The following is a 12,502-nucleotide window of genomic DNA, read 5'->3' on the forward strand; positions in this document are numbered from 1 at the left end:
CATGGACGCGCTGACCCCGCTCCTGCCGCTCCTCGGCCGCTCGACGATCGAGACGCTCACGATGGTGCTGCTGACGCTCCTGTTCGGCGGGCTCGGCGGGCTCGTCATGGGGCTCGGGCTCTACCTCACGCGCGGCGGCAGCCTGCTCGCGAACCGGCCCGTGTTCGCGGTGCTCAACGTGGTGGTCAACACCTTCCGGCCGATCCCGTTCATCATCTTCCTGGTGGCCGCGCAGCCCCTCGCCCGCATCGTGACGGGCCGGGGGATCGGGCAGGCGGCGATCATCTTCACGCTGTCGCTCGCGGCCTCGTTCGCCATCAGCCGCATCGTGGAGCAGAACCTGCTCACCGTGCAGCCCGGCGTGATCGAGGCGGCGCGGTCCGTGGGCGCGAGCCCGGTGCGGATCATCTTCACGCTGCTGATCCCGGAGGCGCTCGGCCCGCTGATCCTCGGCTACACCTTCGTCTTCGTCGGCATCGTCGACATGACGGCGGTCGCGGGCGCGATCGGCGCCGGCGGCCTCGGCGACTTCGCGATCGTCTACGGGTACCGGCAGTTCGAGCCGGTCGTCACGTGGGCGGCGGTGCTCATCATCATCGTGCTCGTGCAGGTGGTGCAGCTCATCGGCAACCGGCTGGCCCGGGCGGCGCTGCGGCGCTGATCCCGCGGGTCGCCGACCCGCTCCTCGCACGACCCGCGGCCGCCCGCTCCCTACCGGAGCGAGGCGGCCGCGGCGCGCACGTGCCGCGTGAGGTCGGCGAGCACGGGGGAGTCGACGCTCCACCGCTGCCAGTGCAGCGCCACGTCCACGTGGCTCGCCGCGTCGAGCGGCACCAGCACGCCCTGCCGCACGAGCTCCTCGCCCTGCAGGTCGGGCAGCATGCCCCAGCCCATCCCGAGCGCGACCGCCGTGACGAACTCCGCCGACGACGGCACGTAGTGGCGCGGCTGGCCCGCGGGGGCGCGACGGCCGCGGAGCCAGCGGTCCTGCATCGCGTCCTTGCGGTCGTACATGACGAGGGGCGCCACGGCCAGCGCGCTCGGGGTCGGCCCGTCGGGGAGGTGCGCGGCGACGTAGGCGGGCGTCGCGAGGGCGCGGTACCGCATCCGGCCGAGCCGCTCGGAGGTGCAGCCCTGCACCGGGTCGCGCACGCTCGTGACCGCGGCCATCGCGGATCCGTCGCGCAGCAGGTCGAGGGAGTGGTGCTCGTCCTCGCGCAGCACCTCGACGGCCTGCCCCGTCTCCGCGGCGAGATGGGCGAAGGCCGGCAGCAGCCACGACGCCAGCGAGTCGCCGTTGACGACCACCGGCACCGCGGCCGTGCCCGCCCGGGGCGCGTCGCCGTCGCCCACGCCGAGCAGGCCGTCGAGGTCGCGCTCGAGCAGGAGCACCTGCCGCGCGTGCCGGAGGACCGCGTCGCCCGCCTCGGTCGTGGTCGCGGGCCGGGTGCGGCGGAGGAGCACGCGGCCGGCGCTCCGCTCCAGCGCCGTGATGCGCTGGCTCACCGCGGACGGCGTGAGGCGCAGGGCGCGGGCGGCGGCGTCCAGCGTGCCGGTGTCGACGACGGCGGCGAGGGTGCGCAGGTGCTCGGTGCGGATGTCCATCATCAGCGATGCTAATGCTGCTGCAGGAACATGAGCTGGTCTGATGCACGCGCCATGCCTAGCGTGGAGGCCATGCACCCCCTCGCCCACGCGCTCTCCGGCTTCGGCCTCGGCCTCTCGCTCATCGCCGCCATCGGCGCGCAGAACGCGTTCCTCCTCCGCCAGGGCACGCGGCGCGAGCACGTCGGTGCCGTGGTCGTGATCTGCGCCCTCTCCGACGTGATCCTCATCGGCCTCGGGGTGGCCGGGGTCGGCGCGGTCATCGAGGCGGCGCCCGTGGCGATCGTCGTGATCCGCGTCCTCGGCGCCGCGTTCCTCGCGGGCTACGCCGCCCTCTCGCTCCTCCGGGCCGTCGCGCCGCGGGGCCTCGCGGTCGCCGCGAGCGCGCCCCGCTCCCTCGGCGCCGTGGTCGGCGCGTGCCTCGCGCTCACGTGGCTCAACCCGCACGTGTACCTCGACACGGTGCTCCTCGTCGGATCCGTCGCCGTGGGCCACGGCGACGGCCGCTGGGCGTTCGGGATCGGCGCGATGGTGGCCAGCTGCGTCTGGTTCACCCTCCTCGTCCTGGCGGCGCGCGTCTTCGCGCCCGTGCTCGCCCGCCCGGCCGCGTGGCGCGTGCTCGACACCGCCATCGCGCTCGTGATGCTCGTGCTCGCCGTGCAGGTGCTGCTGCCGCTCGTGCCCGCGGGCGCGGGGGAGGGGGCGCGGATCCTCGTGGCGGCCGTGATCTGCCTCGCGCTCGCTGGGGCGGTCGCGGCGTGGTCCCGCGCGCGGTCGCGTCGCGTCGCCGTCGTCGACCTCGCCGGCCCGGGGACGCAGCGGGACGCCGTCGCCGCGCCCCTCGCGGATCCGGCCGGGAAGCCCGCGGACCCCCGGCGCGTTCCGGTGGAGTGACCTCCGCCCCCGATCCCGACCCCGTCGACCCGCGCGCCGCCCTCGCCGCGCTCCGCGCCGACACGCTGGCCCTCATCCGCGGCCTCGACCGCGACGTGGCGGCCATCGTCGAGGCGCGACAGGACGCGAACTCCGACGACGAGCACGACCCCGAGGGCGCGACCCTCGCGTTCGAGCGCTCGCAGTCCGACGCGATGATCCGCGAGGCCCGCGTGCGCCTCGACGACGTCGATGCCGCGGTGGCCCGCCTCGACGCGGGCTCCTACGGCCGCTGCGAGGCGTGCGGCGAGCCGATCCCCGCGGGCCGCCTCGCGATCCGCCCGGCCGCGCGCCGCTGCGTCGCCCACGCCTGACCCGGACGGCGCGCCGGCCGATCCGCCGGTCGCCGGGGCCCGGACGCGGCCGATCCGCCCTCAGGCCCCGTCGTCGTCGAGGTCGAGGATGAGCTGCCGCAGCAGCCCCGCGAGCACGTCGCGATCGGCGCCGGGCATCGTCGCGAGCAGGTCCGCCTCCTCGGCCACGAGCCGCGTGATGGCCGTGTCGACGCGCGTGCGCCCCGCGGCCGACATGACGACGAGGATCCCGCGCCCGTCGTGCGGGTCGGTGCGCCGCTCGACGAGGCCGCGCGCCACGAGCCGGTCGATGCGGTTCGTCATCGTTCCCGAGGAGACGAGCGTCTGCTGCAGGAGGGCCTTGGGGCTCAGCTGGTACGGGTCGCCCGCCCGGCGCAGCGCCGACAGCACGTCGAACTCCCACGACTCGAGCTCCGACTCCTGGAACGCCGAGCGCCGCGCGCGCTCGAGCAGCCGCGACAGCCGGCCGACCCGCGACAGCACCTCGAGCGGCGAGAAGTCGAGGTCGGGCCGCTCGCGGCGCCACGCGTCGACGATGCGGTCGACCTCGTCGCGGCTGGGCATCCCCCCATCATGCCGGTCCGGGCGGAGCCGACGGAGCGCGGCGGCGCCGGGCCGGATCGCGGGGTGCCCGGGAGCGGATCCGCCGCCGACTTGACCTTCACACTGATGTCAGTGTTGAGGATGGAGGGATGACCGCTTCCCTCCGACCGCGCGAGCAGCCGCGTACCTCCGATCGCCTCCAGCCGGGCGACGCACTCGTCATCGGCCTGCTGATGGCGTCCACGTTCCTCGTGCTGCTCAACGAGATGCTCCTGGGCGTCGCCCTGCCCACCCTCATCGCCGACCTCCGGATCACCCCGTCGGCGGGCCAGTGGCTCACGACCGGCTACCTGCTGACCCTGGCGGTCCTGATCCCCGCCACCGGCTTCGTGATGCGTCGCTTCCACCTGCGGACGATCTTCCTCACCGCCCTGTCGGTGTTCATCATCGGCACCGCGATCTCCGCCGCAGCTCCGTCCTTCGGCATCCTCCTGATCGGGCGGATCGTCCAGGCCGTCGGGACGGCGGTGTTCCTGCCCCTGCTGATGACCACCGCCATCCGGCTCATCCCGGAGTCGCGCCGGGGTCGCGTCATGGCGCTCGTGACGGCGGTGCCCGCCATCGCCCCGGCCGTGGGGCCGGCCGTCTCGGGCCTCGTGCTGACCTACCTCCCGTGGCGGTGGCTGTTCCTCCTCGTGCTCCCGCTCGCCGTCGTCGCGCTGATCGCCGGTGCCGTGAAGCTGAGGAACATCACGACCCCGGAGCGCGCCTCGCTGGATCTCGTCTCCCTGGCCCTGTCGGCGGTCGGCTTCGGCGCCCTGGTGCTGGGGTTGTCCCTCGTCGGCGAGTCCGCGTCCGGCCACGCCCCGATGCCCCCGCTCGTCCCGACCGTGGTCGGCGTCATCGGGGTCGCCGGGTTCGTGTGGCGCCAGGTGGCGCTGCGCCGACGCACGGAGCCGTTCCTCGACATGCGCATCTTCCGGAGCAGGAGGTTCGCGATCGCGGTCGTGGTGATGCTGTTCGTCGCGATGAACGGCTTCGGCGTCGCCCTCGTCCTGCCGTTCGTCCTGACCGGCGCACTCGGGCTCAGCACGCTCGCGATCGGGCTGTTCCTCCTCCCCGGAGGCGTCATCATCTCCGTCGTGTCCGCGCTCGGCGGGCGCGTCTACGACCGGTGGGGTCCCCTGCCGCTGACCATCCCGGGGGCCGGGATCTGGGCGGCGAGCATCTGGTTCCTCAGCGCCCTGGACGGCACGAGCGGCGTGTGGACCTACCTCACCGGCTACCTCCTCATGACGGCAGGCCAGGCGATGATCTGGGGACCGGTGACGACGCTCGCCCTGTCGTCGCTGCGCTCGGAGCTGTACCCGCACGGGACCGCGGCGTTCACCACGGTGCAGCAGCTCGCGGGTGCCGCCGGCGGGGCGGTCCTGGTGTCCGCGTACACGATCGGCTCCCGGGCGACCGACGCCGGAGCCCTCACCGCGGCGCAGACGGTCCACGCGGGACAGGCGGCCTTCATGACCGGCGGGATCATCGCGGTCGCCGGCCTCGTGGCCACCCTGCTCATCGGGCGCCGTCGGGCGACCTCGGCCGACGCGGCTCCGAGCGCCTGATCCCACCGGGTACGACGAGAGGCTCCCTCATGGAGGGAGCCTCTCGTCGTGCGTCCGCACCCGCCGGCGCGATCGCGGTCCGGTCGCGTCGGGGCGATCCCCGCGCTCAGTAGACGGCGCGGTTGAGCCGCACGAGGTAGTCGGACGACACGTCCCCGCCGGCTTCCGCGCGCTCGGTCACGACGTCGATGACGAGATCGCGGCGACGTGCCGACCGGGCGCGGTCGGCTCCGGCGAGGGCGGCGGGCATCTCCTCCGCGGTGAGGTCGGTGCAGTACGCCGGCGTGCCGGGCTGCTGTCGCCACGACTCCGCCAGCGAGCCGCTGTCGAACGCGTCGAAGCCGGTGTCCTCGACCAGCGACATCGCCAGCGCCTGCGCGGCCGCGTCGTCTCCGGCGACGGGGACGGCGATCCGCCCGGCCGCGCCCTCCGGGGTGCCGCGCTCCGCGAAGGACTGCGCCACGATCGCGTTCCACGCCTTGACCAGCGGCCGTCCGTACTGCTCGCCGACCCACAGGCTCTCCACCTGGCCGCCGTCGAGCTCGGCGATCGCCTCGTCGCGCATGGGGTAGTAGTTCGAGGTGTCGATGATGACGGCGCCCTCGGGCGCGGCGCGGACGAGGGGAGCGACGTCCGGGACCCGGTTCAGCGGCACGGACACGATGAGGGCGTCGACCCCCGCCGCGACGTCCGTCGCCTCCACCGCCCGCGCGCCGGTGCTGAGGGCCGCGCCCTCGATGGTCTCGGGGCCGCGGGAGTTCGCGATGGCCACGTCGTGTCCTGCGCCCGCGAGGCGCCGTGCGAGGGTGGCGCCGATCATGCCGGTGCCGATGATGCCGATCCTCATGTGGTCCTGCCTTCTTCCGTCTCGTGGTCTCCCTCCAGTGTCGACATTGCCATTAGTGTGAAGGTCAAGCACGGACGAGAGGACGGCATGCGCATCGGAGAGCTCGCGAAGAGGACGGGCGTGCCTCCGCGCATGCTCCGGTACTACGAGGAGCAGGGCCTCATCTCCCCGCAGCGCCTCGACAACGGGTACCGCGACTACGGGGACTACCTCGTCGACCGCGTCAACAAGATCCGCGGCCTGGCCGACGCCGGCATCCCCTCGCGCATCATCATCGACATCCTCCCGTGCCTCGATCAGCCGCAGACGATCGTGGTCCGGAACGCGGAGCCCGGGCTGCGCGACCTCCTGACGCGCGAGCGCGACCGCATGGCGGAGAAGATCGACTTCCTCATCCAGAACCGCGACGCGATCACGAGCTACATCGCCGCCCTCGACGAGGCCACCACGCAGGAGCCGCTGGCGCACGCGAGCTGAGCGCGGCGACATCCGACGTCCGCGGGGAGACGCCGCTTGACATTCACACCTATGTGAAGGTCGGACCATGGATCCATGGAGATCGACGACAGGTCCCGCACCACCCCCCAGATGCTCATCGCCATGCAGCTCGTCGGCGGCTTCGGCGGAGTACCCGGCGCCTGGCGCCTCCCCGGTGTGCCGCTGGACAGCTACACGGACATGGACGAGCACGTCCGCCATGCGCAGGCCGCCGAGCGCGGCAAGATCCACCTGCTGTTCTTCGCCGACACCCCGGCGTTGGAGACCGATCTCGACGTCCAGCCGCAGCGGCACGTGATCGACCCGGTGGTCGTCATGACCTCCCTCGCGCGTGAGACGACGCGCATCGGCCTGGTCGCGACCGCGTCCACGACCTTCAACGAGCCGTACAACATCGCCCGCCAGTACAAGGCGATGGACGTGGTCAGCCACGGCCGGATCGGCTGGAACGCCGTCACGACCTCGAACCCGGACGCGGCCGCCAACTTCGGCGCGCAGGTGCCGCCGCGGCCGGAGAGGTACGCCCGGGCGCACGAGGTCATCCAGATCGTCGAGGCGCTCTGGGGCAGCTGGGAGGCGGACGCGCTCATCGGCGACGTCGCGGCCGGCCGCTACGCGGACGCGTCGAAGGTCCGGCCGATCGACCTGAGCGGCCAGCACGTCGCGTCCGTCGGCCCCCTGCCGATCCCGCCGTCCGAGCAGGGGCAGCCGGTGATCTTCCAGGCCGGGGGAGGGCAGAACGGGCTCGAGCTCGCGGGTCGCTACGCCGACGGCGTCTACGCGAACCCGTTCGACATCCCCTCCGCCCGCGCCCAGCGCGATGCCCTGCGCGCGGCCGCCGTCGCGGCCGGCCGGGACGCGGACGACATCAAGATGCTCGCCGGCTTCATGCCCACGGTCGCCGCCACGAAGCGCGAGGCCCTCGACCGGCGCCGGTTCCTGGACGAGTCGCTCGACCTGCACCAGCGCGTCGCCTACCTCGGGCACATGATCGGCCTGCCCCTGACGTACGACGCCATCGACGAGCCCGTGCCCGCGGAGCTCCTCGCCCGCGCGGTCGCGAGCCCCGGGGATCCGCGGGCCGTCCGGGCCCTCGAGGTCGTCCGCGAGGGCTGGTCGCTGCGCGACGTCATCGCGCACGGCGTCATCGACTTCCACCCCGTCGTCGCCGGCACGGCCGAGGAGGTCGCCGACTTCATGCAGGAGTGGTTCGAGGCCGGCGCCTGCGACGGGTTCTCCCTGTCCATCGACAGCCTGCACGACGGCGTCGACGACTTCGTCGACCAGGTCGTCCCGATCCTCCAGGATCGCGGGATCTTCCACCTGGACTACGAGGCCGCCACCCTCCGCGAGAGCATGGGCGCGGCCCCGCGCTACGGACGGGACCGGCGCGTGCTCGGTCGCTAGGGGATGCCCCGCGGCGCGAGCCCGGCCGGCCGGCCGCGCGCACGGGGAGCCCGCGTCCCGCGGTCTGGCAGACTCGACCTGCGCACGGCCGGGCCGTGGAGCGGTCCGCCTTGGTGTAACGGCAGCACTTCAGCCTTTGGAGCTGTGAGGTCCAGGTTCGAATCCTGGGGGCGGAGCGACGCCCCACCCGGGCGCGCCGGACCGACGGACCCAGATCAGGGAGATCGCCATGACCGACTCAGACAGCACGCCGAGGACCCGCGAGATCCCCATCGTCACCGGCGAGCTCGACGTCGACGGGGAGCCCCGCAGCCCGTCCATCGCGGTCGTGATCCTCGCGGCCGGCCAGGGCACGCGCATGCGCTCGCGCCTCCCCAAGGTCCTGCACCCGCTCGCCGGCCTGCCGCTCGTCGGCCACGTGCTCGCGACCGCCGAGGAGCTCGGCGCCCGCCACATCGTCACGGTGGTCCGCCACGAGCGCGACCAGGTCGTCGAGGTCGTCCGCGCGCTCTCCCCGCAGGCCGTCGTGGTCGACCAGGACGAGATCCCCGGCACCGGCCGCGCCGTCGAGGTGGGCATCACGGCCCTGCCCGACGGCTTCACGGGCCAGGTCGTCGTGCTCTCCGGCGACGTCCCGCTGCTCGACGCGGCCACGCTCCGCTCGCTCGTCTCCGCGCACCGCCAGGCCCGCAACGACCTGACCCTCCTCACCGCCCGCCTCGACGACCCGACCGGCAACGGCCGCATCATCCGCGGCCGGGACGGCGCCTTCGAGGCCATCGTCGAGCAGAAGGACGCCACCGGCGACCAGCTCCGCATCGACGAGGTGAACGCGGGCGTCTACGTCTTCGACGCCGAGGCCCTCCGCCAGACCCTCGGCGTCATCGGCACGGACAACGCGCAGCGCGAGAAGTACCTCACCGACGCGGCCGACGTGATCCGCCGCGCGGGCGGCTCCATCGAGGCCCTGCCCGTGCGCGACAGCTGGCTCGTCGCCGGCATCAACGACCGCGTGCAGCTCACGGCCGCCGCGACCGAGCTGAACGCGCGCATCATCCGCCGCTGGCAGCTCGCGGGCGCGACGATCCAGGATCCGCGCACCACGTGGATCGACGTGCGGGCCACGCTCGCCGCCGACGTCACGATCCTCCCGGGCACGCAGGTCCTCGGCGCCTCGACGGTCGCCGCCGGCGCGACCGTCGGCCCCGACACGACCCTCCGCGACACCGAGGTCGGCGAGGACGCGGAGGTCCGCCGCACCGACGCGAACCTCAGCGTCATCGGCGCCCGCGCGACCGTCGGCCCGTTCTCCTTCCTCCGCCCCGGCACGCGCCTCGGCGACGACGGCAAGATCGGCGCCTACGTCGAGACGAAGAACGCGGAGATCGGCGCGCACAGCAAGGTGCCGCACCTCAGCTACGTGGGCGACGCGACCGTCGGGGAGCACTCGAACATCGGCGCGGGCGCGATCTTCGCCAACTACGACGGCGTCGCCAAGCACCGCACGGAGGTGGGCGACCACGTCCACCTCGGCTCGCGGAACGTCCTCGTCGCACCCGTTAGGATCGGTACGGGCTCCTACACGGGTGCCGGTGCCGTCATCCGCAAGGACGTCCCGCCCGGCGCACTCGGCATCTCGGTGGCGCCGCAACGCAACATGGTCGGCTGGACCGAGGCCAAGCGACCGGGCACCCCCGAGGCCCGGGCCGCCGTCGAGGCGGCCGACGGGCACCAGGACGAGCCGTCCGGGACCGACCCCACCGAGCAGCACTGACGAGACGGAGTCCCGTGCCCGCAATCAAGACCGCCGGAGAGAAGCGGCTCGTGATCGTCACGGGTCGCGCGCACCCCGAGCTCGCCGAGCAGATCGCCCAGGAGCTCGAGACCACGCTCGTGCACACCGACGCGCGGACCTTCGCCAACGGCGAGCTCTACATCCGCTACGACGAGAGCGTCCGCGGCAGCGACGCGTTCGTCATCCAGTCGCACACGGCGCCCATCAACGAGTGGCTCATGGAGCAGCTCATCATGGTCGACGCGATGAAGCGGGCCTCGGCCAAGCGCATCACCGTGGTCGCGCCGTTCTACCCCTACGCCCGCCAGGACAAGAAGGGCCGCGGCCGCGAGCCGATCTCCGCCCGTCTCGTCGCGGACCTCTTCAAGGCCGCCGGCGCCGACCGCATCATGTCGGTCGACCTGCACGCCGCCCAGATCCAGGGCTTCTTCGACGGCCCCGTCGACCACCTCTTCGCGATGCCCGTGCTCCTCGAGCACATGCGCTCCGTGCTCGACTCCAAGACGCTCACGGTCGTGTCGCCCGACATGGGACGTGTCCGCGTCGCCGACATCTGGAGCGACAAGCTCGGCGCGCCGCTCGCCATCATCCACAAGCGCCGCGACCCGAAGGTGCACAACCAGGTCACCGTGCACGAGATCGTGGGCGACGTGGAGGGCCGCGTCTGCCTCCTGGTCGACGACCTCATCGACACCGGCCGCACCATCGTCTCGGCCGCTGAGGCGCTGAAGAAGAACGGCGCCACGGGCGTCGTCGTCGCCGCCACGCACGCGGTCTTCTCGGACCCGGCCACGCAGATCCTCGACAGCCCGCACATCGACTCGGTCGTGGTGACGGACTCGCTGCCGATCCCGGAGGAGAAGCGCTGGGACAAGCTCACGGTGCTGCCCATCGCGCCGCTGCTGGCCCGTGCGATCCACGAGGTGTTCGACGACGGATCCGTCACGAGCATGTTCGACGGCGCGGCCTAGGCCCCTCGTCGCCGTCGGTCGGAGCGACCGGGTCAGTCCCGGGAGCCCCGCTCGACGACCTCGCGCGCGACGCGCCCCGAGGGGATGAGCCCGAGCGACACGATGTGCTCGTCGCCGCCGAAGGCGTACCTCGTGTAGCACTCGTACCCGACGACGCCGGGTCCGAAGAGCTGGAACCGCACCTCGTAGGAGGGCGAGTCCGGCCGCTCGAAGCGCACGAAGTCGGCGCAGGCCATGTCGGCCGTGCTCGCGCCGACGCGCACCATGGTGACGATGCCGGGGAGCAGCAGGCTCACGATCCCGACGACGACGACCACCCGCATCACGACGAGCGTGCGCTTGCTGCGCAGGCTCCGCGGGCGGTGCGGCTCGTAGCCCGCGAGCTCGGGGTGCTCGTCCTCGTCCATCCGCCCCAGTGTGACAGACGCCCCGCCGCCCACGAGGGGCGGCGGGGCGTCGGCGACGCGGGGCGGATCCGCTAGTGCGTGTCCTCCGCCTCGACCTCGGAGCGGTCGCCGGACCACAGCGTGTGGAAGGTGCCCTCCCGGTCGGTGCGGTGGTACGTGTGCGCGCCGAAGAAGTCGCGCTGGCCCTGCACCAGGGCGGCGGGCAGGCGCTCGGAGGCGAGCGAGTCGTAGTAGCTCAGCGCCGACGCGAAGCCGGGCACCGGGATCCCCGACAGCGCGGCGACCGAGACGACCCGGCGCCAGGCCTGCTCGCCGTCGGCGACGGCCTTCGCGAAGTACGGGTCCTCGAGCAGCGTCGCGAGGCCGGAGTCCTTCTCGTACGCCTCCACGATGCGGTTGAGGAACTGCGCGCGGATGATGCAGCCGCCGCGCCAGATCTCCGCGACCTTGCCCTTGTCGATGTCCCAGCCGTACTCCTTCGCGCCCGCGATGATCGCGTCGAAGCCCTGGGCGTACGCGACGACCTTGCTCGCGTAGAGCGCGGCCCGCACGTCGTCCTCGAACGTGTCGCCGCCGGACTGGATCTCCGGCCGGCTCGTGATCGTCGCCTGCACGGCCTTCCGCTGCTCCGGCTTCGAGGACACGGCGCGCGCGAACACGGCCTCCGCGATCCCGCCGACCGGCACGCCGAGGCCCACCGCGTTCTGCACCGTCCAGACGCCCGTGCCCTTGGAGCCGGCCTGGTCGACGATCACGTCGACGAGCGGCGTGCCCGTCGACGCGTCCTTCTGGCGGAGCACCTCCGCGGTGATCTCGATGAGGTACGACTCGAGGTCGCCCCCGTTCCACGCCTCGAACACGTCCGCGATGGCGTCCGGCTCGTGGCCGCCCACGCGGCGCAGGAGGTCGAACGACTCGGCGATGAGCTGCATGTCGGCGTACTCGATGCCGTTGTGGATCATCTTCACGAAGTGCCCGGCGCCGTCGGTGCCGATGTGGGTGACGCAGGGCCTGCCCTCCGCGACCGCGGCGATCGACTCGAGGATCGGGCCGAGCGTCTCGTACGCCTCCGCGGTGCCGCCGGGCATGATGCTCGGTCCCTTGAGCGCGCCCTCCTCGCCGCCGGAGATGCCGGCGCCGACGAAGTGCAGGCCCTGGGCGCGCACCTCCTTCTCGCGGCGGATCGTGTCGGTGAACAGCGCGTTGCCGCCGTCCACGATGATGTCGCCCTCCTCGAACGCCGCGGTCAGCTGCTCGATGACCGCGTCCGTGCCGCGCCCGGCCTTCACCATGATGATCGCGGTGCGGGGGGGCTGCAGCGACGCCGCGAACTCCTCGACCGTGGTGGCGGCGACGAAGCCGGCCTCCGGGTGCGCCTCGATGAGGTCGGTGGTCTTCTGGGTGGTGCGGTTGTACACCGCGACCGTGTTGCCCTCGCGGCTGGCGAGGTTGCGGGCGAGGTTCGAGCCCATCACCGCGAGCCCCACCACCCCGATGTTCGCCGTGGCCTGCTGGTCATCTGACATCTGATGCCTCCTTGTCGACAGTGGTGCTCAGGCTACGCCC

Annotated in this window: 13 protein-coding genes and 1 tRNA gene; 9 read left to right on the forward strand and 5 right to left on the reverse strand. The window is 73.0% G+C overall.

The features are described from left to right. The first annotated feature begins 1 nt into the window (after window position 1). Window positions 2-661, forward strand: a complete 660-nt coding sequence (locus QFZ62_RS14070; RefSeq protein WP_204567552.1) for a methionine ABC transporter permease — start codon at window positions 2-4, stop codon at window positions 659-661. A gap of 50 nt (window positions 662-711) precedes the next feature. Here QFZ62_RS14070 and QFZ62_RS14075 read toward each other — a convergent pair whose 3' ends face one another. After that, entirely contained in the window at window positions 712-1,608 is an 897-nt protein-coding gene (locus QFZ62_RS14075; protein WP_307506906.1) for a LysR family transcriptional regulator ArgP, read from the reverse strand. 69 nt (window positions 1,609-1,677) lie between these two features. Between QFZ62_RS14075 and QFZ62_RS14080 the strand changes: the two genes are divergently transcribed. Both QFZ62_RS14080 and QFZ62_RS14085 read left to right on the forward strand, forming a co-directional pair. Further along, a complete protein-coding gene (locus QFZ62_RS14080) occupies window positions 1,678-2,499 on the forward strand; it encodes a LysE/ArgO family amino acid transporter (RefSeq protein WP_307506908.1) in 822 nt (273 codons plus the stop codon). Continuing rightward, the gene (locus QFZ62_RS14085; protein WP_307506911.1) at window positions 2,496-2,852 is read left to right on the forward strand and encodes a TraR/DksA C4-type zinc finger protein; all 357 of its coding nucleotides are present in this window, start codon (window positions 2,496-2,498) and stop codon (window positions 2,850-2,852) included. Before QFZ62_RS14080 ends, QFZ62_RS14085 begins: the two co-directional genes overlap by 4 nt. A gap of 60 nt (window positions 2,853-2,912) precedes the next feature. Here the strand turns inward: QFZ62_RS14085 and QFZ62_RS14090 are convergent, their stop codons facing one another. After that, a complete protein-coding gene (locus QFZ62_RS14090) occupies window positions 2,913-3,416 on the reverse strand; it encodes a MarR family winged helix-turn-helix transcriptional regulator (RefSeq protein WP_307506914.1) in 504 nt (167 codons plus the stop codon). Between the two features lie 128 nt (window positions 3,417-3,544). Between QFZ62_RS14090 and QFZ62_RS14095 the strand changes: the two genes are divergently transcribed. Beyond that, window positions 3,545-5,011: a DHA2 family efflux MFS transporter permease subunit gene (locus QFZ62_RS14095; protein ID WP_307506917.1), complete on the forward strand. Its 1,467-nt coding sequence runs from the start codon at window positions 3,545-3,547 to the stop codon at window positions 5,009-5,011. A gap of 106 nt (window positions 5,012-5,117) precedes the next feature. Here the strand turns inward: QFZ62_RS14095 and QFZ62_RS14100 are convergent, their stop codons facing one another. Next, a complete protein-coding gene (locus QFZ62_RS14100) occupies window positions 5,118-5,930 on the reverse strand; it encodes an NADPH-dependent F420 reductase (protein ID WP_307506920.1) in 813 nt (270 codons plus the stop codon). Window positions 5,931-5,945: 15 nt separating this feature from the next. On the opposite strand from QFZ62_RS14100, the gene QFZ62_RS14105 reads away from it, so the two are divergent. From QFZ62_RS14105 to QFZ62_RS14125, 5 genes are all read left to right on the forward strand, one after another. Further along, window positions 5,946-6,335, forward strand: coding sequence for a MerR family transcriptional regulator (locus QFZ62_RS14105; protein WP_307506922.1), 390 nt, complete (start codon window positions 5,946-5,948; stop codon window positions 6,333-6,335). Between the two features lie 75 nt (window positions 6,336-6,410). After that, window positions 6,411-7,763 (forward strand): NtaA/DmoA family FMN-dependent monooxygenase, encoded by a 1,353-nt coding sequence (locus tag QFZ62_RS14110; protein ID WP_307506924.1) that lies wholly within the window; start codon window positions 6,411-6,413, stop codon window positions 7,761-7,763. 104 nt (window positions 7,764-7,867) lie between these two features. Further along, window positions 7,868-7,939: transfer RNA gene (locus QFZ62_RS14115), tRNA-Gln, on the forward strand. A gap of 53 nt (window positions 7,940-7,992) precedes the next feature. Further along, window positions 7,993-9,537 (forward strand): bifunctional UDP-N-acetylglucosamine diphosphorylase/glucosamine-1-phosphate N-acetyltransferase GlmU, encoded by a 1,545-nt coding sequence (glmU, locus tag QFZ62_RS14120; protein ID WP_307506926.1) that lies wholly within the window; start codon window positions 7,993-7,995, stop codon window positions 9,535-9,537. A 14-nt stretch (window positions 9,538-9,551) separates the two neighbouring features. Then, window positions 9,552-10,529: a ribose-phosphate diphosphokinase gene (locus QFZ62_RS14125; protein ID WP_307506928.1), complete on the forward strand. Its 978-nt coding sequence runs from the start codon at window positions 9,552-9,554 to the stop codon at window positions 10,527-10,529. 32 nt (window positions 10,530-10,561) lie between these two features. Here the strand turns inward: QFZ62_RS14125 and QFZ62_RS14130 are convergent, their stop codons facing one another. Both QFZ62_RS14130 and gndA read right to left on the reverse strand, forming a co-directional pair. Beyond that, window positions 10,562-10,936 (reverse strand): hypothetical protein, encoded by a 375-nt coding sequence (locus tag QFZ62_RS14130; protein ID WP_307506930.1) that lies wholly within the window; start codon window positions 10,934-10,936, stop codon window positions 10,562-10,564. 71 nt (window positions 10,937-11,007) lie between these two features. Further along, entirely contained in the window at window positions 11,008-12,462 is a 1,455-nt protein-coding gene (gene gndA, locus QFZ62_RS14135; RefSeq protein WP_307506933.1) for an NADP-dependent phosphogluconate dehydrogenase, read from the reverse strand. Between the last annotated feature and the right edge of the window lie 40 nt (window positions 12,463-12,502).

Source organism: Clavibacter sp. B3I6, assembly GCF_030816895.1.
In the GTDB taxonomy this organism is placed as follows: domain Bacteria; phylum Actinomycetota; class Actinomycetes; order Actinomycetales; family Microbacteriaceae; genus Clavibacter.

What these genes read in the sequence shown, in the direction of transcription:
- QFZ62_RS14095 (WP_307506917.1), top strand. Translation starts at nt 3,545, where the DNA reads ATGACCGCTTCCCTCCGACCGCGCGAGCAGCCGCGTACCTCCGATCGC.
- QFZ62_RS14090 (WP_307506914.1), bottom strand. Translation starts at nt 3,416, where the DNA reads ATGCCCAGCCGCGACGAGGTCGACCGCATCGTCGACGCGTGGCGCCGC.
- QFZ62_RS14110 (WP_307506924.1), top strand. Translation starts at nt 6,411, where the DNA reads ATGGAGATCGACGACAGGTCCCGCACCACCCCCCAGATGCTCATCGCC.
- QFZ62_RS14070 (WP_204567552.1), top strand. Translation starts at nt 2, where the DNA reads ATGGACGCGCTGACCCCGCTCCTGCCGCTCCTCGGCCGCTCGACGATC.
- QFZ62_RS14130 (WP_307506930.1), bottom strand. Translation starts at nt 10,936, where the DNA reads ATGGACGAGGACGAGCACCCCGAGCTCGCGGGCTACGAGCCGCACCGC.
- QFZ62_RS14080 (WP_307506908.1), top strand. Translation starts at nt 1,678, where the DNA reads ATGCACCCCCTCGCCCACGCGCTCTCCGGCTTCGGCCTCGGCCTCTCG.
- glmU (WP_307506926.1), top strand. Translation starts at nt 7,993, where the DNA reads ATGACCGACTCAGACAGCACGCCGAGGACCCGCGAGATCCCCATCGTC.
- QFZ62_RS14105 (WP_307506922.1), top strand. Translation starts at nt 5,946, where the DNA reads ATGCGCATCGGAGAGCTCGCGAAGAGGACGGGCGTGCCTCCGCGCATG.
- gndA (WP_307506933.1), bottom strand. Translation starts at nt 12,462, where the DNA reads ATGTCAGATGACCAGCAGGCCACGGCGAACATCGGGGTGGTGGGGCTC.
- QFZ62_RS14075 (WP_307506906.1), bottom strand. Translation starts at nt 1,608, where the DNA reads ATGATGGACATCCGCACCGAGCACCTGCGCACCCTCGCCGCCGTCGTC.